Below are 24,598 nucleotides of genomic sequence, written 5' to 3'. Positions count from 1 at the left end.
CCCGTGTCGCAGGACTGGGCGGGGAAGCAAGGAAGACCGTCGCCGCCAGGCATGACGGACATGGGAGGAGGAAACATGTATCTCGGCCTCGATCTCGGCACGTCGGGCGTCAAGGCGCTGCTGATCGATGCAAGGCAGAGCATCGTCGGTTCCGGCCATGCGCCGCTCGACGTGTCGCGCCCGCATCCCGGCTGGTCCGAACAGAACCCTGCCGACTGGATCGGCGCCTGCGAAGCCGCGATCGCCGAGCTGAAAGGCACGCATGCGAAGGAACTCGCGGCGGTCAAAGGCATCGGCCTTTCCGGCCATATGCATGGCGCCACCCTGCTCGATGCCGCCGACCAGGTGCTGCGCCCCTGCATTCTGTGGAACGACACACGCAGCCACGCCGAGGCGGCCGCGCTCGATGCCGACCCGCGCTTTCGCAAGCTGACCGGCAACATCGTCTTTCCCGGTTTCACCGCACCGAAGCTCGCCTGGGTTAAGAACAACGAACCGGCTGTTTTCGCCAAGGTGGCAAAGGTCCTGCTGCCGAAGGACTTTTTGCGGCTCTGGCTCGCCGGCGAGCATATTTCGGAAATGTCGGATTCGGCCGGCACGTCGTGGCTCGATGTCGGCAGACGAGCCTGGTCGGCCGAACTGCTCGCCGCCACCTCGCTCGACGAAAGGCAGATGCCGTCATTGGTCGAAGGCACGGCAAAGGCCGGTGCCTTGCGCAGCGAATTGGCTGCGAAATGGGGCATGCAGGCGGGTATCCCGATCGCCGGCGGCGCCGGCGATAACGCGGCCTCGGCCTGCGGCATGGGCACGGTCGGCGCCGGCCAGGCTTTCGTCTCGCTCGGCACGTCGGGCGTGCTTTTTGCCGCCAATGCCTCCTATCTGCCCAATCCGGAAAGCGCGGTGCACACATTCTGCCACGCACTGCCCGGCACCTGGCACCAGATGGGCGTCATCCTGTCGGCAACCGATTCACTCAACTGGCTGTCGGGGATCGCTGGAAAAAGCGCCGGCGAGTTGACCGCCGAACTCGGCGATGTGCTGCAGGCGCCGACTGGCGTCTCGTTTTTGCCCTATCTCTCAGGGGAACGGACGCCGTACAATGATTCGGCCATTCGTGGCGCGTTTACCGGGCTTGCCCACGAGTCTGGCCGCGTGGCGCTGACCCAGGCCGTGCTCGAAGGCGTCGCCTTCGCCTTCCGCGACAGCCTCGACGCGCTGGCCAAAGCCGGCACGACGCTGACCCGGGTAACGGCGATCGGCGGCGGCTCGCGTTCGCGCTACTGGCTGAAGGCCATCGCGACAGCGCTTGGCCTGCCCGTCGATATTCCAGCCGACGGCGATTTCGGCGCCGCCTTCGGTGCGGCCCGGCTTGGCCTGATCGCGGCGACCGGTGCCGATCCGCGCGCCGCGTGCACGGCGCCGGCGACAGACACCACGGTCGAGCCGGTCGCCGCCCTCGGCGATGCCTATGCGGATGCTTATCAGCGCTACCGGGCGCTTTATCCGGCGATCAGGAGCGCCACGGCGTGAGCGGATTCCCGCCCTCGCCGCGGCCCGCCGAGAAGGCCTCACTGCGCCGGGACCTTGTCGAGAAAGCCGGTGATGCTTTTCAGCCGGCCATTCTCGATGACGCCGATATCGGTGCCTTCGATGACGGACTCAGTGCCGTCCGGCCCGAGATTCCACGAGAAGCGGATGGTATCGGCAAAGCCGTCCGGCTTGCCTTTCAGCGAGAACCTGAAGCCGGCAAAGCGCTGCTGCACGCCTTCGATCAGCGCGGCGATGCCGTCATGGCCGTCGCCCTGCATGATCGGATCGCGATAGCCGACGTCCTCGGTGAAAGCCGCCTCGAGCAAGGCCTTCCTGCGCGCGGCGTCGCTCTCGTTCCAGGCGGCGATGTAGTTTTCGGCAATGGTGTTGAGGTCGGTCATGGTCTGTCTCCTTCGTTGAGTGGCTTTGACATGAGCCTTTTCACCCAGCGCCAGCGCGAAACCAATTACGCCTGAGGTAATCAGGCCGAACCATGCGAGAGGAAAAGAACATGACCAGCGGTTTTTTCGGCGACATCCAGCAGATCAAATACGAGGGACCGGATTCGACCAATCCGCTGGCCTACCGGTTCTACAATCCCGACGAGATTGTCGCCGGCAAGCGGCTCGAAGACCATCTGCGCTTTGCCGTCGCCTATTGGCATTCCTTTGCCTGGCCGGGCGGCGATCCGTTCGGCGGCCAGACGTTTGACCGGCCGTGGTTCCCCAAGGCCGGCGGTACCGACACGATGGAGCTGGCCAAGCTCAAGGCCGACGTCGCCTTCGAGATGTTTTCGCTGCTGGGCGCGCCTTATTTCTGCTTCCACGATGCCGATGTGCGGCCGGAGGGCCGGGACTTTTCCGAAAGTGCGGCGCGGCTCGACGAGATCGCCGATTATTTCTCGGAAAAGATGAAGCAGACCAGCGTCAAACTGTTGTGGGGCACGGCCAACCTGTTCTCCAACCGCCGCTTCATGTCGGGCGCCGCCACCAATCCCGATCCAGATGTCTTTGCCTATTCGGCGGCGACGGTGAAACACTGCATCGACGTCACCAAGCGGCTGAACGGCGAGAACTACGTGTTGTGGGGCGGCCGCGAGGGCTATGAGACGCTGCTCAACACCGACCTTGGGCGCGAGCAGGAACAGGCCGGCCGTTTCCTCAACCTGGTCGTCGACTACAAGCACAGGATCGGCTTCGAAGGCACCATCCTGATCGAGCCGAAGCCGCAGGAGCCGACCAAGCACCAGTATGATTACGACGTCGCCACCGTCTATGGCTTCCTCAAGCGTTTCGGACTGGAGAAAGAGGTCAAGCTCAACATCGAGCAGGGCCACGCCATCCTGGCCGGCCATTCGTTCGAGCATGAACTGGCGCTGGCCAATGCGCTGGGCATCTTCGGCTCGATCGACATGAACCGCAACGACTACCAATCGGGCTGGGATACCGACCAGTTCCCAAACAATGTGCCGGAGATGGCTCTCGCCTACTACCAGGTGCTGCAGGCAGGCGGCTTCAAGACCGGCGGCACCAATTTCGACGCCAAGCTCAGGCGCCAGTCGCTCGATCCGCAGGATCTGCTGATCGGCCATATCGGCGGCATGGATTGCTGCGCGCGCGGCCTCAAGGCGGCAGCGCGCATGGTCGAGGACAAGGCGCTGTCCGCCCCGCTCGCCGAGCGCTATGCCGGCTGGGATGCGGCCGAGGCCAAGGCGATGCTTGCCGGCGAGCGCACGCTCGAGGAGATCGCTACGCGCGTCGTCAAGGAGAAGATCGAGCCGCAGCCCAGATCCGGCCGCCAGGAATTGCTCGAGAACATCGTCAACCGGTACGTCTGAGGCGTACGGATTCGCGGCTGCATTGACTTTCCGCGGGGCTGAAACCGACGACAAGGTTTGCCCCGCGCAAAACTTGCACGGCCTGTCCGCTGACCGGGTCTGGCGCTTGGCTTAGCCATGATCGAGGCCTCTCAGGTAGGCGCAGAACATGTCGGCCATGGCGTCGGCGTAGGCTTCGATCTCCGCGGAGGTTCGGGGCGCCTCCGAGAACTGCTTCCCCACCGTGCTCAGCGTCGTCATGACCAGGTCGCCGGCCAATTCGCGAGTCACTTGCGCGGTGTTGGGCATCGCCTCCTGCATGAAGAGCTGGATGGTGCGGTCTCCGGACGCCCTTGCCACCTGCGCCTCGGGCGCGTCGCGGTAAAGCGGCGCGGCGTCGTCGAGCGCCACACGCACCGCGGCCTCGTCACACTCCGAGCGAAGGAAGGCGTGGACCAGGCCGCGCAGCCTTTCAAGTGGCAGTTTTCTGACATCCTCGAGGATGTCGCGCAGCAAACCGGTCGTCTGCCGCCATTCGTCGCTCTGGAGCCGGAACAGGATCGCCGCCTTGTTCGGAAAATACTGATACAGCGATCCGACACTGACACCGGCCTTCTCGGCCACCCGCGCCGTGGTGAAGCGCTGCGCGCCTTCTTTCGCCAAAACCTGAACAGCAGCCTGCAAAATCGCAGCGACGAGCTCTGCCGAGCGGGCCTGCTTGGGCTGTTTTCGCGAGGAAATCCGCGGACTTCGGTGATCGCTCATTGAGAGGCGCGCCAATGCGATTAGTGAATGCGAATGATTAGTCGTATTTTGAATGCCGCACAAGAACGCATTCCATTCCGACTGGAGACCGATATGACCACACTGACGACAAAGCCGCTCGCGCCCCTGCTGGACCGCCTGTTCGAGGAAGCCGCTGCGGCAACGAGCCCTGCAGTGGCGGAGCTCTCCGCCGAGGAGCGGAGCCGCCTCATTCGGAGCAAGACCGAATACCTCGATTTCTATGGGCGGCTAAGGGACCTCTGGCTTCCCGTCTCGCGAGAGACCGGCACGCTGCTCTACATGCTGGCACGAGGCAGCGGCGCCAGGACGATCGTTGAATTTGGAACCTCGTTCGGCATTTCGACCCTGCACCTTGCCGCAGCCTTGCGGGACAATGGCGGCGGCCGCCTGATCACCAGCGAGTTCGAGCCGTCCAAGGTGGCGCGCGCGAGGAGTAATCTGACAGCAGGCGGTCTCATTGACATGGTGGAAATCCGCGAAGGAGACGCGCTGCAAACATTAAGCGTCGATCTTCCCGAAACCGTCGACCTGCTTCTGCTCGACGGCGCCAAAGCGCTCTATCCCGAGATCTTGAGTCTGGTTGAGAACCGCCTCAGGGCGGGCGCCTTCGTCGTTGCCGACAACGCCGATCTTTGCCCCGAATACCTCGAGCGGGTGCGCTCGACCGGGAGTGGCTACATGTCCACGCCGTTCGGCGAGGATGTTGAACTGTCGATGCGGCTTGGCTGAAGCACTGCCTGACCTGCCGGAACGATCGTGCCCAAGATGGGCGGCGGCGGACAAAACTTTGCCCGGCATCGCCCATCAATCGCCTCGCTCTTGCCTTCAAACAGCCGTCACGAACCTCCTATAGTGTGGTTCGTGGCGGGAATCAGAAAGAAGGAGGCGAAACGATATGCAGCACGAACGCGAAATCGACGCCCTGCTCTCATCTGGCGAGGCCGGATCGATCATCGACCGGCTGATGGCGCTGCCGCACCCGAAGCAAGGTGCGCTGAGTGCAAACGAATGGGATCGCGCGGTCGCCAGCCGCTTCGAGACCCATCTTGCGAGACAGATGCGCTCGCAGATCGACGGCAACAGCGACCGCCAGGACGCTGCCTGATCCCCACTATCTCTGGCGCAGCCTGACCGGCGCTTCGCCGAACGCTCTTGAAAACGCTCTGGAAAATGCCGCGGCGGACGAAAACCCCGTTCGCCCGGCAATGTCCGCCATAGCGATGCGCGTGTCGACCACCAGCCGGCGCGCGGCGCCGAGGCGCAGCCTGAGGTAATAAGCGCCGGGCGTTTCGCCGATCGACTTGCGAAAGATGCTTTCCAGCGTCCGTGCCGTCACCCCGGCGCGCTTGGCCACCACGGCGATGGTCAGCGGCTGGTCGACATGCGCTTCCATCAGCCGGATGGCTTGCGCCAGCCTGGGATCGTAGCCGTCAAGACGGCCGAGCGAGACCAGCGGCTGGGCGTCCGTCGCGGCGCGCGCCTGGTCGTAGATGAAGACGCTCGCGACATCGAGCGCGACCGCCATGCCGAGCCGCGTGCGGATCAGATGCAGCATCAGGTCGAAGGTCGGCGAGGCGCCGCCTGTGGTGAACACCGGCCCGTCGATGACGTAGCGGTCGGGGCGCACGTCGATGCCGGGAAAGGCCGATGAAAAATCCTCCATGTCCTCCCAGTGGGTGGTGGCGCTGCGCCCTTCCAGCAAACCCGCGCGCGCCACCAGCCACGTTCCCGCCTCGACGCCGCCGCAGGCGCGTGCCGCGCGCGCCGCCCGGCGCAGTCCGGACAGCAGGGCCGATGTGGCGTAGTTCTGCGTGCCGAAGCCGGCGACGACGACCAGCATATCGGTTGCGTCAGCCGCATCGAAGCGGCCGCTGACCGCCACCGGCAGGCCGCATGTGGTGACCGGCGCCTCGCCTGTGACCGAGACCAGTCTGAAATCGAACAGCGTCTCACCGGCAATGCGGTTGGCGGCGCGCAAGGGATCGACAGCCGAGGCGACGCACATGATCGACGAGCCGGAGAATACCAGCAGCGTTACCTTGAGCGGCAAACGCTCAGCCCGAAAGATCGTCGGTTTTTCGTTTTTCGTCACACGATCTTCGTAAAACGCAAAACAGTTTCCGGCAAGTCAGGCATTCTTGCCCTACGTTCTATTGGGAGAGAGTCCGATGCCGCTTGCGATGAACCGTGAGGTCTTCATTACCTGTGCCGTGACCGGGTCCGGCAGTTCGCAGGACCGTAGCCCGCATGTGCCGCGATCGCCCAAGCAGATCGCCGATTCGGCCATCGAGGCAGCAAAGGCAGGGGCTGCGATCGTCCACTGCCATGTGCGCGATCCCGAGACCGGCAAGCCTAGGCGCGACGTGCATCTTTATCGCGAAGTAACGGAGCGCATCCGCGCGGCAGACGTCGACGTGGTTTTGAACCTGACCGCCGGCATGGGTGGCGACATGGTGTTCGGCCCGCCGGAAAAGCCGCTGCCGCTGAACGAAAAAGGCACGGATATGGGCGGCGCCAGCAACCGCATGGAGCACGTCCGCCAGTGCCTGCCGGAAATCTGCACGCTCGACTGCGGCACGATGAATTTCGCCGAGGCCGACTATGTCATGACCAATTCGCCCGGCATGCTGCGCGCGATGGGCGGCATAATGACGGCGCTCGGCGTCAAGCCGGAGATCGAGGCTTTCGACACCGGGCATCTGTGGTTCGCCAAGCAATTGGTCGAGGAACAAGTGCTGAAGCCGGACGCGCTGGTGCAATTGTGCATGGGCGTGCCGTGGGGCGCGCCGGACGACCTCAACACCTTCATGGCCATGGTCAACAATGTACCGTCGACCTGGAACTGGTCGGCCTTTGCCATCGGTCGCAACCAGATGGCCTATGTCGCGGCCGCGGTGCTGGCCGGCGGCAATGTCCGCGTCGGACTGGAGGATAATCTCTGGCTCGACAAGGGCGTGCTGGCGACCAATGCGCAACTGGTCGAGCGGGCGGTCAGCATCGTGTCGAATATGGGCGCCAGGGTCATCGGCCCAGATGAGGTGCGCAAAAAGCTGAACCTGACGAAGCGCGCACCGCTTTGAAAAGCCGGTAGCCGGTTGGGAGGAGCCGCCGATGAAGACCGTGAAATTCACCGCCATGAAGGACGGCGACCGCGAGGATTACGCCTTCCTCACCGAGCACGAGATCGACTATGCGGCAAAGACCGGCGAGCGGTTGCTCGACGCGCTGGTCCAGCTCGACGAAGGGCTGTCGGGCTACAAGATCACCCGGCTCGGCCATTCGCTGCAAGCGGCAACACGCGCCTGGCGCGACGGCGCCGACACCGACTGGATCGCCTGCGCGCTGCTGCACGATATCGGCGACATCTATGCACCCTATAGTCACGACGAGTATGCGGCGTCGATCCTGAAGCCTTTTGTGCGCGAGCAATGCACCTGGGTGGTGGAAAAGCACGGCGATTTCCAGCGCCTCTATTACGCCCACCACCTCGGCGGCAATCCGCACGCCCGCGACCGTTTCGCCGGGCACATGTATTTCGACGATTGCGATGAGTTTTGCGAGCGCTGGGACCAGTCGAGCTTCGACCCGGATTACGAGACATTGCCGATCGATTTCTTCCGGCCCTTCGTGCTCGAAGTGTTCGCGCGCAAGGCCTATGACGAGTCCGTGATCCGTGCCGGCGAGCGTGTCGCCCTCACCGACCCCGCAACAGCCAGCACAAGAACCGGAGCCTCCGCATGAGCATCATCAACAAGGCGGCCGCCATCGGCGGCGGCGTCATCGGCGCCGGCTGGGTGGCGCGGCTGCTGCTCAACGGCATCGACGTGTCGATCTTCGATCCCGACCCCGAGGCGTCACGCAAGGTCGGCGAGGTGATGAAGGGAGCGCGACGCGCCTACAAGCAGATGCTGCCCGGCGGCCTGCCGAAAGAGGGCAAGCTCACCTTCGCCAAGACGATCGCCGAGGCGGTGGCCGACGCCGACCTCATCCAGGAAAGCGTGCCGGAGCGGCTCGACTTGAAGCACCGCGTGCTGGCCGAGATCGACCTTTATGCGCCGGCCAACGCCATTGTCGGCTCCTCCACCTCCGGCATCAAGCCGACCGACATGCAGGTGGCGATGAAGAAGCACCCGGAGCGGCTGGTCGTCGGCCATCCGTTCAACCCCGTCTATCTCCTGCCGCTGGTCGAGATCGTCGGCGGCGAACAGACCTTTCCCGAGGCGATCGAGGTCGCCAAGGAGATGTATGCCTCGATCGGCATGAAACCTGTCGTCATCCGCAAGGAGATCGAGGCCTTCGTCGGCGACCGCCTGCTCGAAGCGGCCTGGCGCGAGGCGCTGTGGCTGGTCAAGGACGGAATCTGCACGGTCGAGGAGCTTGACGACATCATGCGCTATGGCTTCGGCCTGCGCTGGGCGCAGATGGGCATGTTCCAGGTCTATCGCGTCGCCGGCGGCGAGGCCGGCATGCGCCACTTCATGGCGCAGTTCGGCCCGTGCCTGAAATGGCCATGGACCAAGCTGATGGATGTGCCGGAGTTCAATGACGAGCTGGTCGAGCTGATCGCGATCCAGTCGGACGACCAGGCGCACGGTCTGTCGATCCGCGAGCTCGAAAAGATCCGCGACGACAATCTGGTCGCCATCATGGAGGCACTGTCGAAGCAGAACAAAGGCAAAGGCTGGGGTGCCGGCGCCTTGCATAAGGACTACACCAGGCAGCTGGCCAAGCTTGCGGCCAAGAAGCCCACCGCCTCCAAGGCGGCCGAAAAGGCCAAGGCTGAAAAGCCGAAGAAAAGGAAGAAAGGCTGAGACCATGGATTTTGGTCTTTCGGAGGAGCAGAAGCTCATCGTCGAGACGACGCGGGCCTTCGTCGAGAACGAGCTTTACCCGCATGAGCGCGAGGTGGAGCGCACCGGCGTGCTGCGCCGTGAGCTGATCGAGGAGATCAAGGCCAAGGCGATCGAAGCGGGCCTCTATGCCGCCAACATGCCGGCCGATGTCGGCGGCGCCGGGCTCGATACGGTGACTTGGCTGCTTTACGAGAAGGAGCTCGGCCGCGCCAACTACGCGCTGCATTGGACTTGCGTTGCGCGGCCTTCGAACATCCTTCTCGCCGGCACGCCGGAGCAGCGCGAGAAATATCTGTTTCCCTGCATTCGCGGCGAGAAGTGGGATTGCCTGGCGATGACCGAGCCGGGCGCCGGTTCCGATTTGCGCGGCATGAAGGCAACCGCCGTGCAAGACGGCGACGACTGGGTGCTGAACGGCACCAAGCATTTCATAAGCCACGCCGACATTGCCGATTTCGCGATCGTCTTCATGGCCTCGGGCGAGGAAGAGTCTTCGCGTGGGACACGCAAGAAGATCACCGCCTTCTTCGTCGACAAGGGTACCAAGGGCTTTACTGTGCGCGACGGCTACCGGAACGTCTCGCATCGCGGCTACACCAATGCCATCCTCGAATTCGACGATTGCCGCTTGCCGGCCACTCAGGTTCTGGGCGAGATCCACAAGGGCTTCGATGTTGCCAATTCATGGCTCGGCGCAACGCGCCTGCAGGTCGGCGCCACCTGCCTCGGCCGCGCCGAGCGGGCGCTTGGCCACGCCATCGAATACGCCGCGCAGCGCCAGCAGTTCGGCCAGCCGATCGGCAAGTTCCAGGGCGTGTCGTTCAAGCTCGCCGACATGGCGACCGAGTTGAAGGCCGCCGACCTGATGGTGTTCGAAGCCGGCTGGAAGTACGATCAGGGCACCGTCACCGACCAGGACATGGCCATGGCCAAGCTGAAGGCCACCGAAATGCTTGCCTTCGTCGCCGACGAGGCGATCCAGATCCATGGCGGCATGGGGCTGATGGACGATTTGCCGCTGGAGCGCATCTGGCGCGACGCCCGCGTCGAGCGCATCTGGGAAGGCACCTCGGAAATCCAACGCCACATCATCTCGCGGGCGCTGCTGCGCCCGTTCGGGGGCTAGAGCATGATCCCAAAAAGTGGAATCCGGTTTTTGGAAAAGATCATGCTCCAACGAAAAGATGACGATGCACAAACTTGAGCGTCTTTTGCGCCCGCGGACAATTGCCGTCTTCGGTGGTGCGCAGGCCGCCGCCGTCGTCGCGCAATCGATCAAGATGGGCTTTGCCGGCGAGATCTGGCCGGTGCATCCGAGCAAGGCCGAGGTCGCCGGCCGCAAGGCCTATCGCTCGGTGGCCGAATTGCCCGGTGCGCCGGATGCCGCTTTTGTCGGCGTCAACCGGCATTTGACCATCGAAGTGGTCAAGGCGCTGGCCGAACGCGGCGCCGGCGGTGCGGTCTGCTTCGCCGCCGGCTTCCTCGAAACCGAGGCCTATGACGAGGACGGCGAGCGGCTGCAGGCCGAGCTGGTCGCGGCGGCGGGCCGGATGCCAATCATCGGGCCGAACTGCTATGGGCTGATCAACTATGCCGACGGCGCGCTTTTGTGGCCCGACCAGCATGGCGGCATCAGGTTGCCAGAAGGCGGTCGCGGCGTTGCCATCATCACCCAGTCGTCGAACATCGCCATCAATATGACGATGCAGAAGCGTGGCCTGCCGATCGCCTTTCTGATGACCGCCGGCAACCAGGCGCAGACCGGGCTTTCCGAAATGGCGCTCGGCCTGATCGAGGACGACCGCGTCACCGCGCTCGGCCTGCATATCGAGGCCTTCGATTCGGTAGCCGGCTTCGAAAGGCTGGCGGCACGGGCGCGCGAGCTGAAGAAGCCTGTTATCGCCATGAAGGTCGGCCGCTCCGAGCAGGCGCGGCAGGCGACCGTTTCCCATACCGCGTCGCTGGCCGGCTCAGACGCGGCGTCCGGCGCGTTCCTGAAGCGGCTCGGCATCGCGCGTGTCGATTCCATTCCGGCCTTCATCGAAGCGCTGAAGCTGCTGCACATCACCGGTCCTCTGCCCGGCTACCGGCTGTCGTCGATGAGCTGTTCGGGCGGTGAGGCATCGGTGATGGCCGACAGCGCCGAAGGCCGCTGGGTGACGTTTCCGCCACTCACCGCCGAGCACCGCGCGCATGTCAAATCGACGCTCGGGCCGCTGGTCGCGGTGGCCAACCCGCTCGACTACCACACCTTCATCTGGAACAACGAGCCGGCGATGACCGCCACCTTCACCGCCATGGTGTCGGGCGGCTTCGACCTCAACATGCTGGTACTCGATTTCCCGCGCCCCGACCGCTGTTCGGATACCGACTGGTGGGCGACGCTGCGCGCCTTCGAAGCGGCACTGAAGACCAACAGCGCGCAAGGCGCGATCGTCTCCTCGCTGCCGGAGAACCTGCCCGAGGAATATACGGCCGGCCTGATGGCGCGGGGCATGGTGCCGCTGTTCGGCATTTCCGAAGCTATAGACGCCGCCCAGGCGGCAGCCTTCATCGGCTGGGCGTGGCGCGAGCCGCAGGCGCAGCCGATCGACACTTCGGCGTCCGGCGCGCCGGCCGGCGACCATGTCACCCCGGACGAGGCCGAGGCGAAGGCGCGGCTCATCGAGGCCGGGCTCCCCGTGCCGAAGGGCGAGCGCGCCGGCAATGCGGTCGAAGCTGTCATCTCCTCGATGGCGCTCGGCTTCCCGGTGGCGCTGAAGGCCCTTGGTGTCATACACAAATCCGAACTCGACGCGGTCCGGCTCAACCTCAGGGATGCCGAATCGGTCAGCACCGCCGCGCATGATCTCGGCCCGCTTGGCACCGGCCTTTATGTCGAGCGCATGGTGCGCGACGGCGTCGCCGAGCTGCTCGTCGGCTTCACCCGCGACCCGATGTTCGGCGCGGTGATGACGCTCGGCACCGGCGGCGTGCTGGTCGAGCTGTTGCGCGACAGCGTCACGCTGATGCTGCCGGCGACCCGCGACGATATCGAGGCCGCTTTGCGCGGGCTGAAACTGTTCCCGCTGCTCGACGGTTATCGCGGTCGGCCGAAGGCCGATGTCGCAGCGGCAATCGATGCGATATCAGGCATTGCCGGCTTCGTGCAGCAAAACGCCGGCGAGATCGAGGAGCTCGACATCAATCCATTGATCGTCTGCACCGAGGGCAAGGGCGCCTGGATCGCCGATGCGCTGCTGGTGCTGGGAGACAAGAAGAATGGCTGAAATCATCACCACCCGCCGCGAGGGCACGATCCTCGAAGTCACGCTCGACCGGCCGAAGGCCAATGCCATCGACCTGAAGACGTCGCGGCTGATGGGCGAGACGTTCAAGACGTTCCGCGACGATCCCGACCTGCGCGTCGCCATCGTCAAGACCGCCGGCGACAAGTTCTTCTGCGCCGGCTGGGACCTGAAGGCCGCGGCCGGCGGCGACGCGGTCGACGGCGACTATGGCGTCGGCGGCTTCGGCGGCTTGCAGGAACTGCGCGATCTCAACAAGCCGGTGATCGCCTGCGTCAACGGCATGGCTGTCGGCGGCGGCTTCGAGCTGGCGCTGTCCTGCGACCTCATCTATGCGTCGGATCACTCCTCCTTCGCCCTGCCCGAAATCCGCGCCGGCACGCTGGCCGATGCGGCGACGATCAAGCTGCCGAAGCGCATCCCCTATCACGTCGCCATGGACCTTTTGCTCACCGGCCGCTGGATGGATGTCGCCGAGGCGCATCGCTGGGGCCTGGTCAACGAAGTGCTGCCCAAGGACAGGCTGGAGGACCGCGTCTGGGAGATCGCCCGGCTGCTTGCCAGCGGCCCGCCGCTGGTCTTCGCCGCGATCAAGGAAACGGCCCGGGTCGCAGAATCGCTGACCTTCCAGGACGCCATGAACCGGGTGACGCGCCGCCAACTGCCGACGGTTGACGCACTCTACGGCTCGGAGGACAATCTCGAGGGTTTTCGCGCCTTTGCCGAAAAACGCGATCCGGTGTGGAAGGGGAAATGACACTGCCGAGATGATGGCGTTCCGTCCCACCCCCCTCTGGCCTGCCGGCCATCTCCCCCGCAAGGGGGGAGATTGGATGTCACCTCGACTTTCGCCAATCTGCACCGTTGACAGAAGGGTTGTAAGGCCAAAGCTGCCGATCTCCCCCCTTGCGGGGGAGATGCCAAGTGGTGGCAAAGAGGGCAGGCCAGAGGGGGGTGTCCAGGCTCAACCTTGGCAGCCCGTCCAGCGCCCATGACCGACTACAAAACCCTCATCGACGCCGAGACCTGGGCCTTCATCGAGCGGACCAACTCCTATTATCCGCCCGACACGATCGACTACACCATCGCCGAGCAGCGCAAGATTTATAACCGGATGTGCCGCGAGTTCTTTGCCGGCTATCCCCAAGGCGTCACGGCGGAAACCACCGCCATTGCCACGCCATGGCATCAGGTTCCAGTCCGCATCTACCGCGCCCCGGCGCCGGAAACGGCGGCGATGGTGCTTTATTTCCATGGCGGCGGTTTTATCCTCGGCGGGCTCGACAGCCATGACGACCTCTGCGCCGAGCTTTGCGGCCGCACCGGCTACGAAGTGGTTTCGGTCGACTACCGGCTGGCGCCGGAACACCTTCATCCGGCCGCCTTCGACGATGCCATCGGCGCCTTCGAATGGGCGTCGACTACTTACGAACGGCCTATCCTGCTGTGCGGCGACAGTGCCGGCGGCAATCTCGCCGCGTCCGTCAGCCACGCGACGCGCGGCCATGCGCGCAAGCCGATCGGCCAGATCCTGGTCTATCCCGGCCTTGGCGGCGACAGCTCCGCCGGTTCATATGTCACCCACGCGGAAGCGCCGATGCTTAACGTGCGCGACCTCGTTTTCTACAAGGACATCAGGACCGGTGGCGAGGACCGCACCGGCGATCTCACCTTGTCGCCGCTCGCCGACGCAGACTTTGCCAATCTGCCGCCTACCGTCGTGATCACCGCCGAATGCGACCCGCTGTCGTCGGACGGCGAGGCCTATCGCGACCGCATCGTTGCCGCAGGCGGACGCGCCTGGTGGTTCGAGGAGCCGGGGCTGGTGCATGGGTATTTACGCGCCAGGCACACGGCCGGCCGCGCCCGCTCGAGCTTTACCCGGATTGTCGATGCGGTAGCGGTTTTGGGAAGGGGCGAGTGGATCTGGTGAGGGATGTCTTCCCGACCAGAACGGGCCGTTGTCGGCCGGTACAGCTCTATTTGCGGCGGCGTCGCCGGCCGGAAACCTGCTTCAGCCAAGGTCCTAAATGAAAGGCGCTCATCAGCAGGTACATCGGGACCATGCCGCCCAGCGGTGACGCCTCTTGCCCGGTCGAGCACATCATATCCGGCGCTCCGCCGAGAAGCGTCAGCAGCGCCATGGTCGCGAAGGTCGGCGCGGCCGCAAAGGACAGCCAATCGGCCACGCTATGGCCGGCCGGGCTCGGATCGCCGGCGGATGCGCCTGCATGAATCTCGCTCATGTCCGTTGTCCCTGATAGCGAGCGGGATGCGTCGAATGAACCGTGCATCCCGCTCCTCCAATTGTCCTAGCCGCATTTCCGCGACGCCAAAGACGTTCTATTCAGTGCGGTTCCGGAACGCGGCCTCTCCGGCGTCCGACACCTCGACCCACTTTTTGTCAGGAACGGCTTCGGCGCCGTAATTGTCGTGCCAGTTCCACCATTTGTACGTCGGCGTCTGCGGATAACCCTCGGGCGAATCCTCCCAAACCTCCTGGCGGCCGAGCGGCGACAGGTCGAGATAGCTCCATACGGTCCCCATCGCCTCGTCGCCGCGGTTGTTGATGAAGTAGGTGCGGAACACGCGATCGCCGTCGCGGATGAACACGTTATGGCCGTGCCACTCGTCAACGCCGAAGTCGGCATCGAAGCTGTCGGTGATGGTGTACCAGGGCATCTTCCAGTCCATCCGCGCCTTCAGCCGCGCAATGTCCGCCTGCGGTGCGCGCGAGGCGTAGGCAAGCGTGGTGTCGCGGGCGTTCAGATGGGCGAGGTTGCCGACCTGATCGGCCCCCAACGAGCAGCCGCGGCAAGCGTGGTCGGGCCAGCCGAATACGCCGGGCTCGAAGAAGGCGCGGTAGACGATCAGCTGACGGCGGCCCTCGAACAGGTCGAGCAGGCTCACCTTTCCGTCGGGCCCTTCGAACGTATAGGTCTTCTCCACCGCCATCCACGGCATCCGCCGGCGCTCGGCGGCCAGTGCGTCGCGAGCCCGGGTCACCGTCTTCTCCTTCACGAGCAGCTGCTGGCGCGCGGCTTCCCACGCGTCGGGCGAAACGACCGGTGGTGTCTTCATCGCGAGCCGCGTCGTCTGTTCGCCTGTGCCATTCTGATGAGCCGTCATTGTGCATCTCCCTTGCTGGTTTGTCGCCGCAGGCGCGACGTGTTGGGTCGTGAGATAGGATAGGGGCGATAGCGGATTGGCGAGAGTGACAAGTGTGACGCGATTCCGACGGGTTCGCTGATCACGGCCAATTTCGCCGCCCGCGACGCCCTGCGCTCATTCCCGCCCGGACTGCTGAATGGGCCGAGCCCCGGCCAGATAGCGGTCGTTGTCAAATGGTTCGGCCTGGTTACTATCCGGGCTCCACAGCTGCCGGTGGGTTCGTGTGAGATCGCCGAGATAGACATGCAGCGCACCTGATCGCGCGCTGCCGGTATTCGCAACCGCATGCACGGTATTTGACGCCATGTGCACCACGGCAGGCGCTGCGATGTCCTGCCTTTCGGGAACATCGAGTTCGCTGCCGGCAACAGGATAGATGAAGTTCGTCTCGCTGCCCTTGTAGATGCCGATCAAGGCATCCATCAGGTGGTTGTGGGGCGGGTACTGCAGGCCGGGCGACAGCGTGATGTGGTAGATCGTCAGGTTCGGGCTCGCATGCAAAAGCACCTCGTCGTCGTCTTCTTCGTGAGCGAGTGTTCCCGATGCGTGAAAACGGTTGGTGTAGTCGCCCAGGACCGTCCTTATCGCTTCGAGGGGATCTGGTCCCCTCGCGGCATTGACGATATCGTCGGCAACGGCGTAGAGAGGCGAGTTGGCGGGCAAAGGCATATCAGTTATCCCCCCTGAGATGCTCAGATTATCAATCTGAGATGCTCACGCTAGCGAATGCTGATGCCAGCGTCAACGGGACAGCCAGACGGACAGAATATGAAAACGACGAAGTTGACCGCCGAACCGGCAAGGCCGGCCACGGTCGAGGCGACAGCACTGTCAGCCGCCGACGTCCTTCGCAGGGAACAGGCATATGAGCAGCTGAGGAACGACATCATTGCCTGCGTGCTGCGCCCCGGTGAAGCGCTGACCGAGAAACAGATCGGCGATCGATACCAGATCAAAAAGGCGACCATCCGCGCCGCGTTGGCCCGCCTGATGCAGGAAGGGCTGGTCAGGAGCGAGCCGCGCCGTGGCTACGTCGTTGCAACGCTCAGCCTGCGCGACGTCAACGAGATCTTCGATGTCCGCAGCTTGATCGAACCGGAAGTGCTCAGGGTGGCGGCATCGAACATGACCGAGCGCGGGCTCGAGGATGTCAGGCTGGCAGCGCAAAAAGTGCTGAAGCCGGAGACGCTACGCAGCCACGTCGCCTTCCTGGCGGCCGATCGTGCCTTTCGTCTGGCCTTTGCGGAGCTCTCGGGAAATCTACGACTGGCGCATCTGCTGGACCAATTACTCGACCAGTCGGCGCGGGTTCTCCACCTCGGGTTCAAGTCGCGCGACTTCACCCAGTTGATCATCGCCCAGCAAAAGGAACTGGTTCTTGCCTGCGAGGCAGGCGACGTTTCCGCCATCGTCAAACTTGCCCGTTCGCAGTGCCTGTCTCTCAAGAAGCAGGTGCTCGAGGCTTTGCTTGCCGGTTCCAAGCTTCAGGACGTCAATTTGCAGCCCTTCGCCTAAAGCGCGTCACGGTCGACCTTGTTTCACCCAGCGCGCGTGCTGCCGCCCGTCCAGCGCTGCGGCCGGAAAAGATGCAGCCGCCGAGAAACGTGCCTTCGAGCGCTGCATGGCCGTGCATGCCGCCGCCGCCGAAACCGGCGGCTTCGCCCACCGCGTACAACCCCTCGACCGGTTGGCCGCCGGTACCCAGCACACGGCTGCCGAGGTCCGTCTCCAGCCCACCGAGCGTCTTGCGGGTCAGGATGCTGAGCCTGACGGCAATCAGCGGGCCATTGGCGGGATCGAGCAGCTTGTGCGGCCTTGCGGTGCGGATCAGCCGGTCGCCGAGATAGGCTCGCGCGCCGCGCAGCGCAGTAATCTGCATGTCCTTGGAGAACGGATTGTCGAGCTGCCGGTCGCGGGCGCGGATTTCGCGCTCGACTTGGCACAATTCGAGCAGCGGCTCGCCGCCGGCCATTGCGTTCATGCGGGCGACCAGCGCCGGCAGTTCGGGCTCGACGATGAAATCCTCGCCCTTCTCCATGAACGCCTTGACCGGCCCGGGCACGCCGCTGGTGGCACGGCCAAGCACCTGGCGCCAGCTCTTCCCCGTCAAATCCGGGTTCTGCTCGGAGCCCGACAGCGCGAACTCCTTCCGGATGATCTTTTTGGTCAGGATGAACCAGGAATGATCGAAGCCGGTGCTCATGATGTGGCTGAGCGTGGCCAACGTGTCGAAGCCGGGATAAAGCGGCACCGGCAGGCGCTTGCCGCGCGCATCGAGCCACAGCGATGACGGGCCGGGCAGGATGCGGATCGCATGATCGGTCCAGATCGGTGCCCAGTTCCTGACGCCCTCGACATAGTGCCACATGCGGTCGCGGTTGATGAGCCTGCCGCCGGCAGCCTCGGCGATCGCCAGCATGCGGCCGTCGACATGGTCGGGAACGCCGGTGATCATGCGTTTCGGCGGCGCACCCAGCCGCTGCGGCCAATTCTGCCGGACCAGTTGGTGATCGGCGCCGATGCCGCCGGAGGCGACGATGACGGCTTGCGCCTTCAGCTCGAAATCGCCGGTGATCTCGCGCGAGCTCTTGCGGCCGCGCTCGGCATCGCTCGCCGCCAATATGTCGCCGCGCACGCCGTCGACGGCGCCGCCCGTCCGGGTCAATTCGTTGACCCGGTGACGGAATTTGAACCGGATCAGCCCGCGCTTCTCGGCCTCGCGCACGCGCTGCACGAACGGTTCGAGAACGCCGGGGCCGGTGCCCCAGGTGACATGGAAGCGCGGAACCGAATTGCCGTGGCCGACGGCATTGCCGCCGCCGCGTTCGGCCCAGCCGACCACCGGAAAGAATTTCAGGCCGCGCTGCATGAGCCAGGAGCGCTTCTCGCCGGCGGCGAAGCCGACATAGGCCTCGGCCCAGCGGCGCGGCCAAAGATCTTCCGTGCGGTCGAAGGCTGCGGTGCCCAGCCAGTCCTCGAGCGCCAGCTCATACGAATCGCGGATTCGCATGCGCCGTTGTTCGGGCGAATCGACGAGGAAGATGCCGCCGAGCGACCAGAATGCCTGGCCGCCAAGCGACTGCTCCGGCTCCTGCTCGATGATGATGGTCTTCTTGCCGGCCTCAGTCAGTTCGGCCGCCGCGACAAGGCCGGCAAGGCCGGCGCCGACAATGATCACATCCGCGTCGTCGGACATCTATCTGGCCATGATCTCGTCCAAAAACCGGTCCCCATTTTTGGGATCATGGCCGGCCTAGACGGCCTCCCAGCCTTCCTTCTCGCCGGCGCGGAAGATGGCATCGATGACCTTCTGGTTGAGCACCGATTCTTCCAGGGTGAAGACGCGGTCCTTGCCGCCCTGCGCCGCCCGCGCGAAGGCCTCGACCTCGAGCCGGTACTGTTGCGTGCCGGGAAAGCGGAACACCTGCGCCTCGCTGTGGTTCTGGTTGTGCAGCTCGACGCGGTGATGGTCGTAGAGCCCGGCGTTGAACGGTGAGAACACTTCGATGAAGCCCTTCTCGCCGTGGAACACCATCACCTGCCGCGCCGCCATCTGCGTCGACAGGTAGAAGGACAGCTCGAAATCGCCGAAATCGGCTCGGATCGAGGAATAGATGTCGGTGCCGAATGTCTTGTCGCGCTCGATCGTCGCCTGGACGCGCAGCGGCTCCTTGCCGGTCGAAAAGCGCGTCGATACCGTCGGATAGACACCGATGTCCGGCAGCGCGCCGCCGCCGAGATCGAGCTTGTTGCGCATGTTGTTGGGATCGACATTGTAATAGGAGAACGCGCCCTGGACATGGCGCAGCCGGCCGATGGCGCCGTTGGCGATCAGCTCGCGCACCTTGATCCATTGCGGATGGTAGACGACCATGAAGGCTTCGCAGACCAGCACCTTCCTGGCATCGCGCAGCTTGATCAGCGGCGGAATGTCCTTGGCATCGAGCGCCAGCGGCTTTTCGACCAGAACATGCTTGCCGGCCTCGATCGCCTTGGCCGTCCATTCGACATGCTGCGAGGTCGGCAGCGGAATGTAGACGCCGTCGATGTCGCTGGAGGCGAGCAGTTCCTCATAGGAGCCGAAAGCGTGGCGCGCACCGAAGCGTTCGCCAAGCGCCCGGGCTTTCGACAGATCACGGCTGGCAATCGCCGACAGCACGCCGTTCTCCGCCTCGACGATTGCCGGCAAAAGCTGCTCGCGGCCGATCTTGGCCGTCGACAAAACACCCCATCGGAACATCAGTTTTCTCCTCTCGATTGCAGGCCTGGAGGTTTGCCCTAATTCAGGAGAAAAGCCAATCAGCGCCTTCGTCATCCTCGGGCTTGACCTGACGATCCATGCCATGACAGTCGCCGAGGAATGCGACGAAACAGAATTCTGAACCGCTGCAACGCCTTGACGTTACGGCATGGATCCTGGGGTCTGCGCCGCGTCGCTTCGCTCCTTGCTCCGCCCCAGGATGACGATGCGAGACGTGTCTCTGCCAATCGCGAAGATGAAACTATCCCCTTCTACCCGTCAGCGTCATGTCGAAGTCGACGACGTTAGAATAGATCGGTGTGCCGACATCCATGCCGTAGCGCGACCGCAGCACCTTGCCGGTGACGTGGAATTTTATCGTGCCCGCCTTGAGGCCGCCAAGCTCGGCCGTGAACTTTTCCTGAAAGGTCTTGCCGCGCGCCGTCAGCCGGCCGGTGACAAGCGCCGACGTGTCGCCGGTGCGTTTGACGCTGGTCGAGCGGAACTGGATCTCCGGGTTGTTGGCCGCGTCGAAAACCGCGTCCGAGCGGAGAAAGGCATCGATGCGGCGTTGGCCGGTACCGACGCTTTCGGGAAAGATGGTGAAATTGACCTGGGACCGGCCGACATCGCTGTTGTCAATGAGGATACTGCCCTTGAAGCGGGAGAAAGCGCCGTCGAGGCCCCCGCCGCCGAGCTTGCCGATGGAGAAGTGGATGCTGGAACTCCCCGGGCTGATCGTGTAGCTGCCGGCCGCGTCGCCAAGGGCAACGGCAGCGAAGACAGGTATGGCAAAACAAGCGGCGGCGGCCGCAAATCCGAAGATGCGCGCGTACATGGAAATGGTCCTCTTGGTAGGCAACGCTTTCTTGCGTCCTCGCCCCATCAACGAATGAGCCGTCCGCTCTATTCCGTGTCGCGATCTGACGAAGCCGTGATCATGCGCGTCAGCACGGTATCCCTCAGCCAGAAATGGTGGCGCAGCGCCGCGGCGAGATGCAAAGCGACAAGTCCGATGCCGGCATAGGCGAGATACCAGTGCGTCGCTGCCCAGAAGCTTTCTGCCATGTCCGATACGCCAAGCGGCAGATTGGGCATGACAAACAGATTGAACGGCACGCTCGGGATCTCCAGCACCGAGACCGAGACCAGCGCCCAGCCGGACAACGGCAGAGCGAGCTGAAACGCATAAAGCGCGAGATGGACCAGCGGCGCCATCCGGCGCTCGAACGGCCCGACCGAGCGCGGCAGCGGCGGGGCCGGTCTGCCTAGGCGCCAGGCGATGCGCAGGATGACCAGCCCAAGCAGCAGGAAGCCGAAGGATTTATGCAGCTGGATCAGTTCGAATGCGGTGCGCTGGCTGGACAGCCGCACCATGACGAAGCCGAGCACGAACTGGCCGATAAAGATCGCCGCGATCAGCCAGTGAAGGATGATCGCCGTCCAGCCGTAGCCGGCCGTTTGGTTTTTGGGCAGTGCAGACATGGTCGGTGAACGAATGCCAGGTCGGGTTTCTTCCAGGCCAGAAAGGCGGTTCCACTTGTGTTTGGAGACGAATAATTGCCGGCGCCGGCGCCGCAACGGCCGTGAGATGAGCATTCAGCCTGAAGAGATTGCCCGCCGCCGTTCCGACGGTGCCCCTATGTACTCACCCCGAAGAAATCGGCAAAGGCCCTGAGTGCCGGCCGCATCTGGCGGCGGCTGGGGTAATAGACGAAGAAGCCGTCGAAGGGCGGGCACCAGTCCTCCAGCACGCGAACGAGCTTCCCGGCGGCGAGCGCGTCGCGGACATAGTCCTCGAACACGAAGGCGAGCCCGGCGCCGTCAACCGCGGCATTGGCAATCAGATGGTCCTCGTCGAGGATCAGCGGCCCTTGCACCGCTATCTCGATCTCTTCGCCGTTTTTCTCGAATTCCCAGCGGTAGAGAATGCCGCTGGAGAAGCGGAAACGGATGCAGCGGTGGCCGGCAAGATCGTGCGGATGGATCGGCCTGGGCCTGGTCTCGAAATAGGATGGCGCGCCGACCACGGCGCCGCGGAGGTTCGGCCCGATACGCACGGCGATCATGTCGCGCTGCAGGCTCTCGCCCAGCCGCACGCCGGCGTCGAAGCCGCCTTCGACGACATCGGTGAAGCGGTCCTCGATGACGATCTCCAGCACGATGTCCGGATAGGCCGCGGCAAAGGCGCCGAGTCGAGGCGTCAGCGTCAGATGGGCCGCGGTGCGCGGCACGTTGAGCCTCAGATTGCCGGCCGGCCGGTCGCGCGCCTCGATCGCCGATTCCAGCGCCAGGTCGATCTCCGACAGCGCCGGCCTGAGGCGCTCGAGCAATTGCGCGCCCTCCTCGGTCGGCGCGACGCTGCGCGTGCTGCGTGCCAGCAGGCGAACGCCGAGGCGGGCTTCGAGGCTGGACACCGCGTGGCTGACCGCCGATGGCGCGATTGCCAGCTCCTTGGCGGCGCCGCGAAAACTGCCGCATTGGGCGACCGTTGCCAGTACCGCAAGCTGTGAAAGATAGGTTCGCTTCATTGATCTATTTCTTGGAACAGCCCGTGCAAATGGGAGCCGATTATCGAACGCAGCGCAAGACGCTATCTCTGCGGCATCACAACCATCACAACAAGGAGACAGGTGATGCAAACCCGCAAGCTTGGCAATGAACTCGACGTCTACCCGGTCGGCCTCGGCTGCATGGGGATGAGCTTTGCCTATGGCGGCCAGCCGGAGGCAGACGCGATCGCCACGCTGCGCCATGCCGTCGACATCGGCGTCAACTTCTTCGACACGGCCGAAGTCTATGGCCCCTACGAGAACGAGATCCTGGTCGGCAAGGCGCTGAAGCCGGTGCGTGACAAGGTGACGATCGCAACCAAATTCGGCTTCAAGATCCTCGAAGAAGGCAGCGGCATGGAGCGCATGGCCGGTGTCGATAGCCGCCCGGAGCATGTCAAGGCCGTGGCCGAAGCGTCGCTGAAGCGGCTGGATACCGAAGTGATCGACCTCTACTATCAGCACCGCGTCGACCCCAACGTGCCGATCGAGGATACGGTCGGCGCCATGGCCGAGCTGGTGCGCGAGGGCAAGGTGCGGGCGCTCGGCCTGTCGGAGGCGAGTGCGGCTACCATCCGCCGGGCGCATGCCGTGCATCCGATCGCCGCCGTGCAGAGCGAGTATTCGCTGTGGACCCGCGATCCGGAAGAAGAAGTGTTTGCCGTCTGCCGCGAGCTCGGCATCGGCTTTGTCCCCTATAGCCCGCTCGGCCGCGGCCTGCTCACCGGCACGATCGCCAAGCCCGATGTTCTCGGCGCCGACGACTGGCGCCGCGGGTTGCCGCGCTTCCAGGCCGACGCCATGGCGGCCAATGCGGCGGTCGTCGCCGTGCTGGAAAAGATGGCCGCCGAGAAGGGCGTGACGCCGGCGCAGCTGGCGCTCGCCTGGGTGCTGCATCAGGGCGACTTCATTGTGCCGATCCCTGGTGCGCGAAAAATCCGCCATCTGGAGCAGAATACGGCGGCAGCCGATATCGTGCTGAGCCAGGCCGAAGTGGCATCTATTGGCGACGCCCTGTCGCCGGAGAAGGTGGTCGGCAAGCGCTATACTGAAGAGCTGCTGGCGTTGGTCAATGGGTGAACGGTAACCGACAGCGCAATCGAAACGAGGCGATTCGGCGCCCGGTTTTCGAGCGCCGCAGCGGTGCAAAATAATTGCGAGAAATTGGCGCGAGGCACCCCCCTCTGTCCTGCCGGACATCTCCCCCTCAAGGGGGGAGATCGGATGTCGCCTCGGCTTTCGCCAATCACCGGCGCCGGGAGGGCGGGCAGGGCGCTGGAACTGCCCAATCTCCCCCCTTGCGGGGGAGATGCCCGGCAGGGCAGAGGGGGGTGCCTCGCGCCGACATTCTACCAAGGCACGACACTGATCTCCGGCCAGTTCTCCTGTGCCCGCCTGCCCTTCATCTCATGCGTCCGCTGATTATCCAGCACCCTATTCGGCGTGATGCGAAATGAAAAAATGTCGTCGAGTCCGAATGGTGCCACCAGATCGAGGCGCCCCTCGGCATCGTAGCGTACGCCGACTGCATGCGTCTTCGACGCAAAATAGCTGAGCGCTTCGCTAGCGCTCGTATAACGCGGGCATTCCTGCCCGAACTTGACCGGATACCACAGATGCACCCGCGCCTGGTTGCGGATCTCGACCGGCCGGGGCAGATCGGCGAAGGCCGGCGCGGCGCGGGCGATCACCCTGTCCTCGGCCTCGTAGGACAGATCGCTCTCGTCAAAATAGAACAGGTCGACATCCCGGATGCCGTACCCCGAAGGCTTTCCGGTCAGATGGTTCCATGCGCTGTTGTAAAGCGCGCCGGACACGACCAGCCAGTCGGGGAGTTCGAGACCGCGTGCGCGAACCAGCGCTTCATGGATCAGGGCGTCTTTCGAGACGATGTCGAGAAACGCCGTGCGCTGAGTTTCGAAGGAGAGCCCGGAATAGCGCAGATGGTCCATCGGCTCTTGGAAGGCGATTCGCGATGCCTGCGCAATCCATCAGTTCATTATTCGTCAGGCTCTGCCCAGAAGAACGGTTCTTCGTTTGAAGGCCACTCTTCGCCATATGCAAAGCCCTCGATGGCGGCGAGCCTTCCTGTAACCTTGTCGAAGAACAAAACCATGCCGCAAGGAAGCCAGTCGGGGCCGACATGCGCTACTTTGGGCGAACTGAACACCCGACTCTCACATCGCAATTCCGGAGCAACCGATGAGGCAGTGACTCTGGTCATGAATCCTACAGGATCGCGGCTGCGTTCTTTGACTTTCAGCCCACTCATCATGTCAGGAGAAATGCCGGTGGAACGGCAGAACTCCTGGACGAAAAACACTTCCAGCGGAGTCAGGTGCATCTAGCTCAGCGGCAGAACG

26 protein-coding genes are annotated in these 24,598 nt (G+C 64.0%); 13 read left to right on the top strand and 13 right to left on the bottom strand.

The genetic code is table 11. The annotated features are described in order from the left end of the window. The first annotated feature begins 75 nt into the window (after window positions 1–75). On the top strand, window positions 76–1,530 hold the full coding sequence (xylB, locus tag AC0L2X_RS13215) for a xylulokinase (RefSeq protein ID WP_473599898.1): 1,455 nt from the start codon (window positions 76–78) through the stop codon (window positions 1,528–1,530). 38 nt (window positions 1,531–1,568) lie between these two features. Here xylB and AC0L2X_RS13210 read toward each other — a convergent pair whose 3' ends face one another. Beyond that, complete coding sequence (locus AC0L2X_RS13210; RefSeq protein WP_473557189.1) at window positions 1,569–1,931, bottom strand: nuclear transport factor 2 family protein; 363 nt, start codon at window positions 1,929–1,931, stop codon at window positions 1,569–1,571. Window positions 1,932–2,041: 110 nt separating this feature from the next. Here AC0L2X_RS13210 and xylA point away from each other — a divergent pair, with 110 nt between their 5' ends. Continuing rightward, window positions 2,042–3,367, top strand: coding sequence for a xylose isomerase (xylA, locus tag AC0L2X_RS13205; protein ID WP_473599897.1), 1,326 nt, complete (start codon window positions 2,042–2,044; stop codon window positions 3,365–3,367). 111 nt (window positions 3,368–3,478) lie between these two features. Here the strand turns inward: xylA and AC0L2X_RS13200 are convergent, their stop codons facing one another. Beyond that, the gene (locus AC0L2X_RS13200) at window positions 3,479–4,111 is read right to left on the bottom strand and encodes a TetR/AcrR family transcriptional regulator (protein ID WP_473557219.1); all 633 of its coding nucleotides are present in this window, start codon (window positions 4,109–4,111) and stop codon (window positions 3,479–3,481) included. A gap of 93 nt (window positions 4,112–4,204) precedes the next feature. On the opposite strand from AC0L2X_RS13200, the gene AC0L2X_RS13195 reads away from it, so the two are divergent. Together AC0L2X_RS13195 and AC0L2X_RS13190 are read left to right on the top strand one after the other, a co-directional pair. Next, the gene (locus AC0L2X_RS13195) at window positions 4,205–4,861 is read left to right on the top strand and encodes an O-methyltransferase (RefSeq protein WP_473599896.1); all 657 of its coding nucleotides are present in this window, start codon (window positions 4,205–4,207) and stop codon (window positions 4,859–4,861) included. Window positions 4,862–5,027: 166 nt separating this feature from the next. After that, a complete protein-coding gene (locus AC0L2X_RS13190; protein WP_254815980.1) occupies window positions 5,028–5,237 on the top strand; it encodes a hypothetical protein in 210 nt (69 codons plus the stop codon). 6 nt (window positions 5,238–5,243) lie between these two features. Here AC0L2X_RS13190 and AC0L2X_RS13185 read toward each other — a convergent pair whose 3' ends face one another. Then, window positions 5,244–6,224 (bottom strand): GlxA family transcriptional regulator, encoded by a 981-nt coding sequence (locus tag AC0L2X_RS13185; RefSeq protein WP_473557182.1) that lies wholly within the window; start codon window positions 6,222–6,224, stop codon window positions 5,244–5,246. Between the two features lie 76 nt (window positions 6,225–6,300). On the opposite strand from AC0L2X_RS13185, the gene bcoG reads away from it, so the two are divergent. The 7 genes from bcoG (at window position 6,301) to AC0L2X_RS13150 (ending at window position 14,205) form a co-directional block, all read left to right on the top strand. Continuing rightward, window positions 6,301–7,212 (top strand): 3-dehydrocarnitine:acetyl-CoA trimethylamine transferase BcoG, encoded by a 912-nt coding sequence (gene bcoG / locus AC0L2X_RS13180; protein WP_473599895.1) that lies wholly within the window; start codon window positions 6,301–6,303, stop codon window positions 7,210–7,212. A gap of 31 nt (window positions 7,213–7,243) precedes the next feature. After that, entirely contained in the window at window positions 7,244–7,873 is a 630-nt protein-coding gene (locus AC0L2X_RS13175) for an HD domain-containing protein (RefSeq protein ID WP_473599894.1), read from the top strand. Next, entirely contained in the window at window positions 7,870–8,943 is a 1,074-nt protein-coding gene (locus tag AC0L2X_RS13170) for a 3-hydroxyacyl-CoA dehydrogenase NAD-binding domain-containing protein (protein WP_473599893.1), read from the top strand. The genes AC0L2X_RS13175 and AC0L2X_RS13170 overlap by 4 nt, the downstream gene beginning before the upstream one ends. A 4-nt stretch (window positions 8,944–8,947) precedes the next feature. Then, entirely contained in the window at window positions 8,948–10,111 is a 1,164-nt protein-coding gene (locus tag AC0L2X_RS13165) for an acyl-CoA dehydrogenase family protein (RefSeq protein WP_473599892.1), read from the top strand. A 64-nt stretch (window positions 10,112–10,175) separates the two neighbouring features. Further along, complete coding sequence (locus AC0L2X_RS13160; protein WP_473599891.1) at window positions 10,176–12,254, top strand: acetate--CoA ligase family protein; 2,079 nt, start codon at window positions 10,176–10,178, stop codon at window positions 12,252–12,254. Beyond that, on the top strand, window positions 12,247–13,029 hold the full coding sequence (locus AC0L2X_RS13155) for a carnitinyl-CoA dehydratase (protein ID WP_352863045.1): 783 nt from the start codon (window positions 12,247–12,249) through the stop codon (window positions 13,027–13,029). Before AC0L2X_RS13160 ends, AC0L2X_RS13155 begins: the two co-directional genes overlap by 8 nt. A 234-nt stretch (window positions 13,030–13,263) precedes the next feature. Next, window positions 13,264–14,205, top strand: a complete 942-nt coding sequence (locus AC0L2X_RS13150; protein WP_473599890.1) for an alpha/beta hydrolase — start codon at window positions 13,264–13,266, stop codon at window positions 14,203–14,205. A 46-nt stretch (window positions 14,206–14,251) separates the two neighbouring features. Here the strand turns inward: AC0L2X_RS13150 and AC0L2X_RS13145 are convergent, their stop codons facing one another. The 3 genes from AC0L2X_RS13145 to AC0L2X_RS13135 all read right to left on the bottom strand — a co-directional run bounded on the left by AC0L2X_RS13145 (window position 14,252) and on the right by AC0L2X_RS13135 (window position 16,112). After that, complete coding sequence (locus AC0L2X_RS13145) at window positions 14,252–14,518, bottom strand: hypothetical protein (protein WP_473557167.1); 267 nt, start codon at window positions 14,516–14,518, stop codon at window positions 14,252–14,254. A 97-nt stretch (window positions 14,519–14,615) separates the two neighbouring features. Continuing rightward, entirely contained in the window at window positions 14,616–15,401 is a 786-nt protein-coding gene (locus AC0L2X_RS13140; protein WP_023677589.1) for a DUF899 domain-containing protein, read from the bottom strand. A 156-nt stretch (window positions 15,402–15,557) separates the two neighbouring features. After that, on the bottom strand, window positions 15,558–16,112 hold the full coding sequence (locus AC0L2X_RS13135; protein ID WP_352565678.1) for an autotransporter: 555 nt from the start codon (window positions 16,110–16,112) through the stop codon (window positions 15,558–15,560). 99 nt (window positions 16,113–16,211) lie between these two features. Here AC0L2X_RS13135 and AC0L2X_RS13130 point away from each other — a divergent pair, with 99 nt between their 5' ends. Continuing rightward, complete coding sequence (locus AC0L2X_RS13130; RefSeq protein ID WP_352490430.1) at window positions 16,212–16,958, top strand: GntR family transcriptional regulator; 747 nt, start codon at window positions 16,212–16,214, stop codon at window positions 16,956–16,958. On the opposite strand, the gene AC0L2X_RS13125 is transcribed toward AC0L2X_RS13130, so the two are convergent. The 5 genes from AC0L2X_RS13125 to AC0L2X_RS13105 form a co-directional block, all read right to left on the bottom strand. Beyond that, the gene (locus tag AC0L2X_RS13125; RefSeq protein ID WP_473599889.1) at window positions 16,936–18,639 is read right to left on the bottom strand and encodes an FAD-binding dehydrogenase; all 1,704 of its coding nucleotides are present in this window, start codon (window positions 18,637–18,639) and stop codon (window positions 16,936–16,938) included. The two genes, AC0L2X_RS13130 and AC0L2X_RS13125, sit on opposite strands and share 23 nt — an antisense overlap. A gap of 57 nt (window positions 18,640–18,696) precedes the next feature. Then, a complete protein-coding gene (locus AC0L2X_RS13120; RefSeq protein ID WP_352490432.1) occupies window positions 18,697–19,683 on the bottom strand; it encodes a Gfo/Idh/MocA family protein in 987 nt (328 codons plus the stop codon). 262 nt (window positions 19,684–19,945) lie between these two features. Then, entirely contained in the window at window positions 19,946–20,521 is a 576-nt protein-coding gene (locus tag AC0L2X_RS13115; protein WP_473599888.1) for a YceI family protein, read from the bottom strand. A gap of 68 nt (window positions 20,522–20,589) precedes the next feature. After that, window positions 20,590–21,168, bottom strand: coding sequence for a cytochrome b (locus tag AC0L2X_RS13110; protein WP_352464620.1), 579 nt, complete (start codon window positions 21,166–21,168; stop codon window positions 20,590–20,592). Window positions 21,169–21,323: 155 nt separating this feature from the next. Continuing rightward, complete coding sequence (locus AC0L2X_RS13105; RefSeq protein ID WP_352490433.1) at window positions 21,324–22,214, bottom strand: LysR family transcriptional regulator; 891 nt, start codon at window positions 22,212–22,214, stop codon at window positions 21,324–21,326. Between the two features lie 105 nt (window positions 22,215–22,319). Here AC0L2X_RS13105 and AC0L2X_RS13100 point away from each other — a divergent pair, with 105 nt between their 5' ends. Continuing rightward, window positions 22,320–23,315, top strand: a complete 996-nt coding sequence (locus tag AC0L2X_RS13100) for an aldo/keto reductase (RefSeq protein WP_352490434.1) — start codon at window positions 22,320–22,322, stop codon at window positions 23,313–23,315. 269 nt (window positions 23,316–23,584) lie between these two features. On the opposite strand, the gene AC0L2X_RS13095 is transcribed toward AC0L2X_RS13100, so the two are convergent. Together AC0L2X_RS13095 and AC0L2X_RS13090 are read right to left on the bottom strand one after the other, a co-directional pair. After that, window positions 23,585–24,187 carry a nucleotidyltransferase family protein gene (locus AC0L2X_RS13095; protein ID WP_352490435.1) on the bottom strand — a complete coding sequence of 201 codons (603 nt, stop codon included), beginning with the start codon at window positions 24,185–24,187 and terminating at the stop codon, window positions 23,585–23,587. Window positions 24,188–24,234: 47 nt separating this feature from the next. Continuing rightward, window positions 24,235–24,579, bottom strand: coding sequence for a hypothetical protein (locus tag AC0L2X_RS13090; RefSeq protein ID WP_352490436.1), 345 nt, complete (start codon window positions 24,577–24,579; stop codon window positions 24,235–24,237). Window positions 24,580–24,598 lie beyond the last annotated feature (19 nt).

This window comes from Mesorhizobium sp. WSM4828 (assembly GCF_055811175.1).
This window is presented reverse-complemented; position numbering and strand designations above follow the sequence as displayed.

Bases quoted from the DNA above. Each gene is read 5' to 3' on its own strand.
- xylB (WP_473599898.1), top strand. From the start codon at position 76: ATGTATCTCGGCCTCGATCTCGGCACGTCGGGCGTCAAGGCGCTGCTG.
- AC0L2X_RS13210 (WP_473557189.1), bottom strand. From the start codon at position 1,931: ATGACCGACCTCAACACCATTGCCGAAAACTACATCGCCGCCTGGAAC.
- xylA (WP_473599897.1), top strand. From the start codon at position 2,042: ATGACCAGCGGTTTTTTCGGCGACATCCAGCAGATCAAATACGAGGGA.
- AC0L2X_RS13200 (WP_473557219.1), bottom strand. From the start codon at position 4,111: ATGAGCGATCACCGAAGTCCGCGGATTTCCTCGCGAAAACAGCCCAAG.
- AC0L2X_RS13195 (WP_473599896.1), top strand. From the start codon at position 4,205: ATGACCACACTGACGACAAAGCCGCTCGCGCCCCTGCTGGACCGCCTG.
- AC0L2X_RS13190 (WP_254815980.1), top strand. From the start codon at position 5,028: ATGCAGCACGAACGCGAAATCGACGCCCTGCTCTCATCTGGCGAGGCC.
- bcoG (WP_473599895.1), top strand. From the start codon at position 6,301: ATGCCGCTTGCGATGAACCGTGAGGTCTTCATTACCTGTGCCGTGACC.
- AC0L2X_RS13175 (WP_473599894.1), top strand. From the start codon at position 7,244: ATGAAGACCGTGAAATTCACCGCCATGAAGGACGGCGACCGCGAGGAT.
- AC0L2X_RS13170 (WP_473599893.1), top strand. From the start codon at position 7,870: ATGAGCATCATCAACAAGGCGGCCGCCATCGGCGGCGGCGTCATCGGC.
- AC0L2X_RS13165 (WP_473599892.1), top strand. From the start codon at position 8,948: ATGGATTTTGGTCTTTCGGAGGAGCAGAAGCTCATCGTCGAGACGACG.
- AC0L2X_RS13160 (WP_473599891.1), top strand. From the start codon at position 10,176: ATGCACAAACTTGAGCGTCTTTTGCGCCCGCGGACAATTGCCGTCTTC.
- AC0L2X_RS13155 (WP_352863045.1), top strand. From the start codon at position 12,247: ATGGCTGAAATCATCACCACCCGCCGCGAGGGCACGATCCTCGAAGTC.
- AC0L2X_RS13150 (WP_473599890.1), top strand. From the start codon at position 13,264: ATGACCGACTACAAAACCCTCATCGACGCCGAGACCTGGGCCTTCATC.
- AC0L2X_RS13145 (WP_473557167.1), bottom strand. From the start codon at position 14,518: ATGAGCGAGATTCATGCAGGCGCATCCGCCGGCGATCCGAGCCCGGCC.
- AC0L2X_RS13140 (WP_023677589.1), bottom strand. From the start codon at position 15,401: ATGACGGCTCATCAGAATGGCACAGGCGAACAGACGACGCGGCTCGCG.
- AC0L2X_RS13135 (WP_352565678.1), bottom strand. From the start codon at position 16,112: ATGCCTTTGCCCGCCAACTCGCCTCTCTACGCCGTTGCCGACGATATC.
- AC0L2X_RS13130 (WP_352490430.1), top strand. From the start codon at position 16,212: ATGAAAACGACGAAGTTGACCGCCGAACCGGCAAGGCCGGCCACGGTC.
- AC0L2X_RS13125 (WP_473599889.1), bottom strand. From the start codon at position 18,639: ATGTCCGACGACGCGGATGTGATCATTGTCGGCGCCGGCCTTGCCGGC.
- AC0L2X_RS13120 (WP_352490432.1), bottom strand. From the start codon at position 19,683: ATGTTCCGATGGGGTGTTTTGTCGACGGCCAAGATCGGCCGCGAGCAG.
- AC0L2X_RS13115 (WP_473599888.1), bottom strand. From the start codon at position 20,521: ATGTACGCGCGCATCTTCGGATTTGCGGCCGCCGCCGCTTGTTTTGCC.
- AC0L2X_RS13110 (WP_352464620.1), bottom strand. From the start codon at position 21,168: ATGTCTGCACTGCCCAAAAACCAAACGGCCGGCTACGGCTGGACGGCG.
- AC0L2X_RS13105 (WP_352490433.1), bottom strand. From the start codon at position 22,214: ATGAAGCGAACCTATCTTTCACAGCTTGCGGTACTGGCAACGGTCGCC.
- AC0L2X_RS13100 (WP_352490434.1), top strand. From the start codon at position 22,320: ATGCAAACCCGCAAGCTTGGCAATGAACTCGACGTCTACCCGGTCGGC.
- AC0L2X_RS13095 (WP_352490435.1), bottom strand. From the start codon at position 24,187: ATGGACCATCTGCGCTATTCCGGGCTCTCCTTCGAAACTCAGCGCACG.
- AC0L2X_RS13090 (WP_352490436.1), bottom strand. From the start codon at position 24,579: ATGCACCTGACTCCGCTGGAAGTGTTTTTCGTCCAGGAGTTCTGCCGT.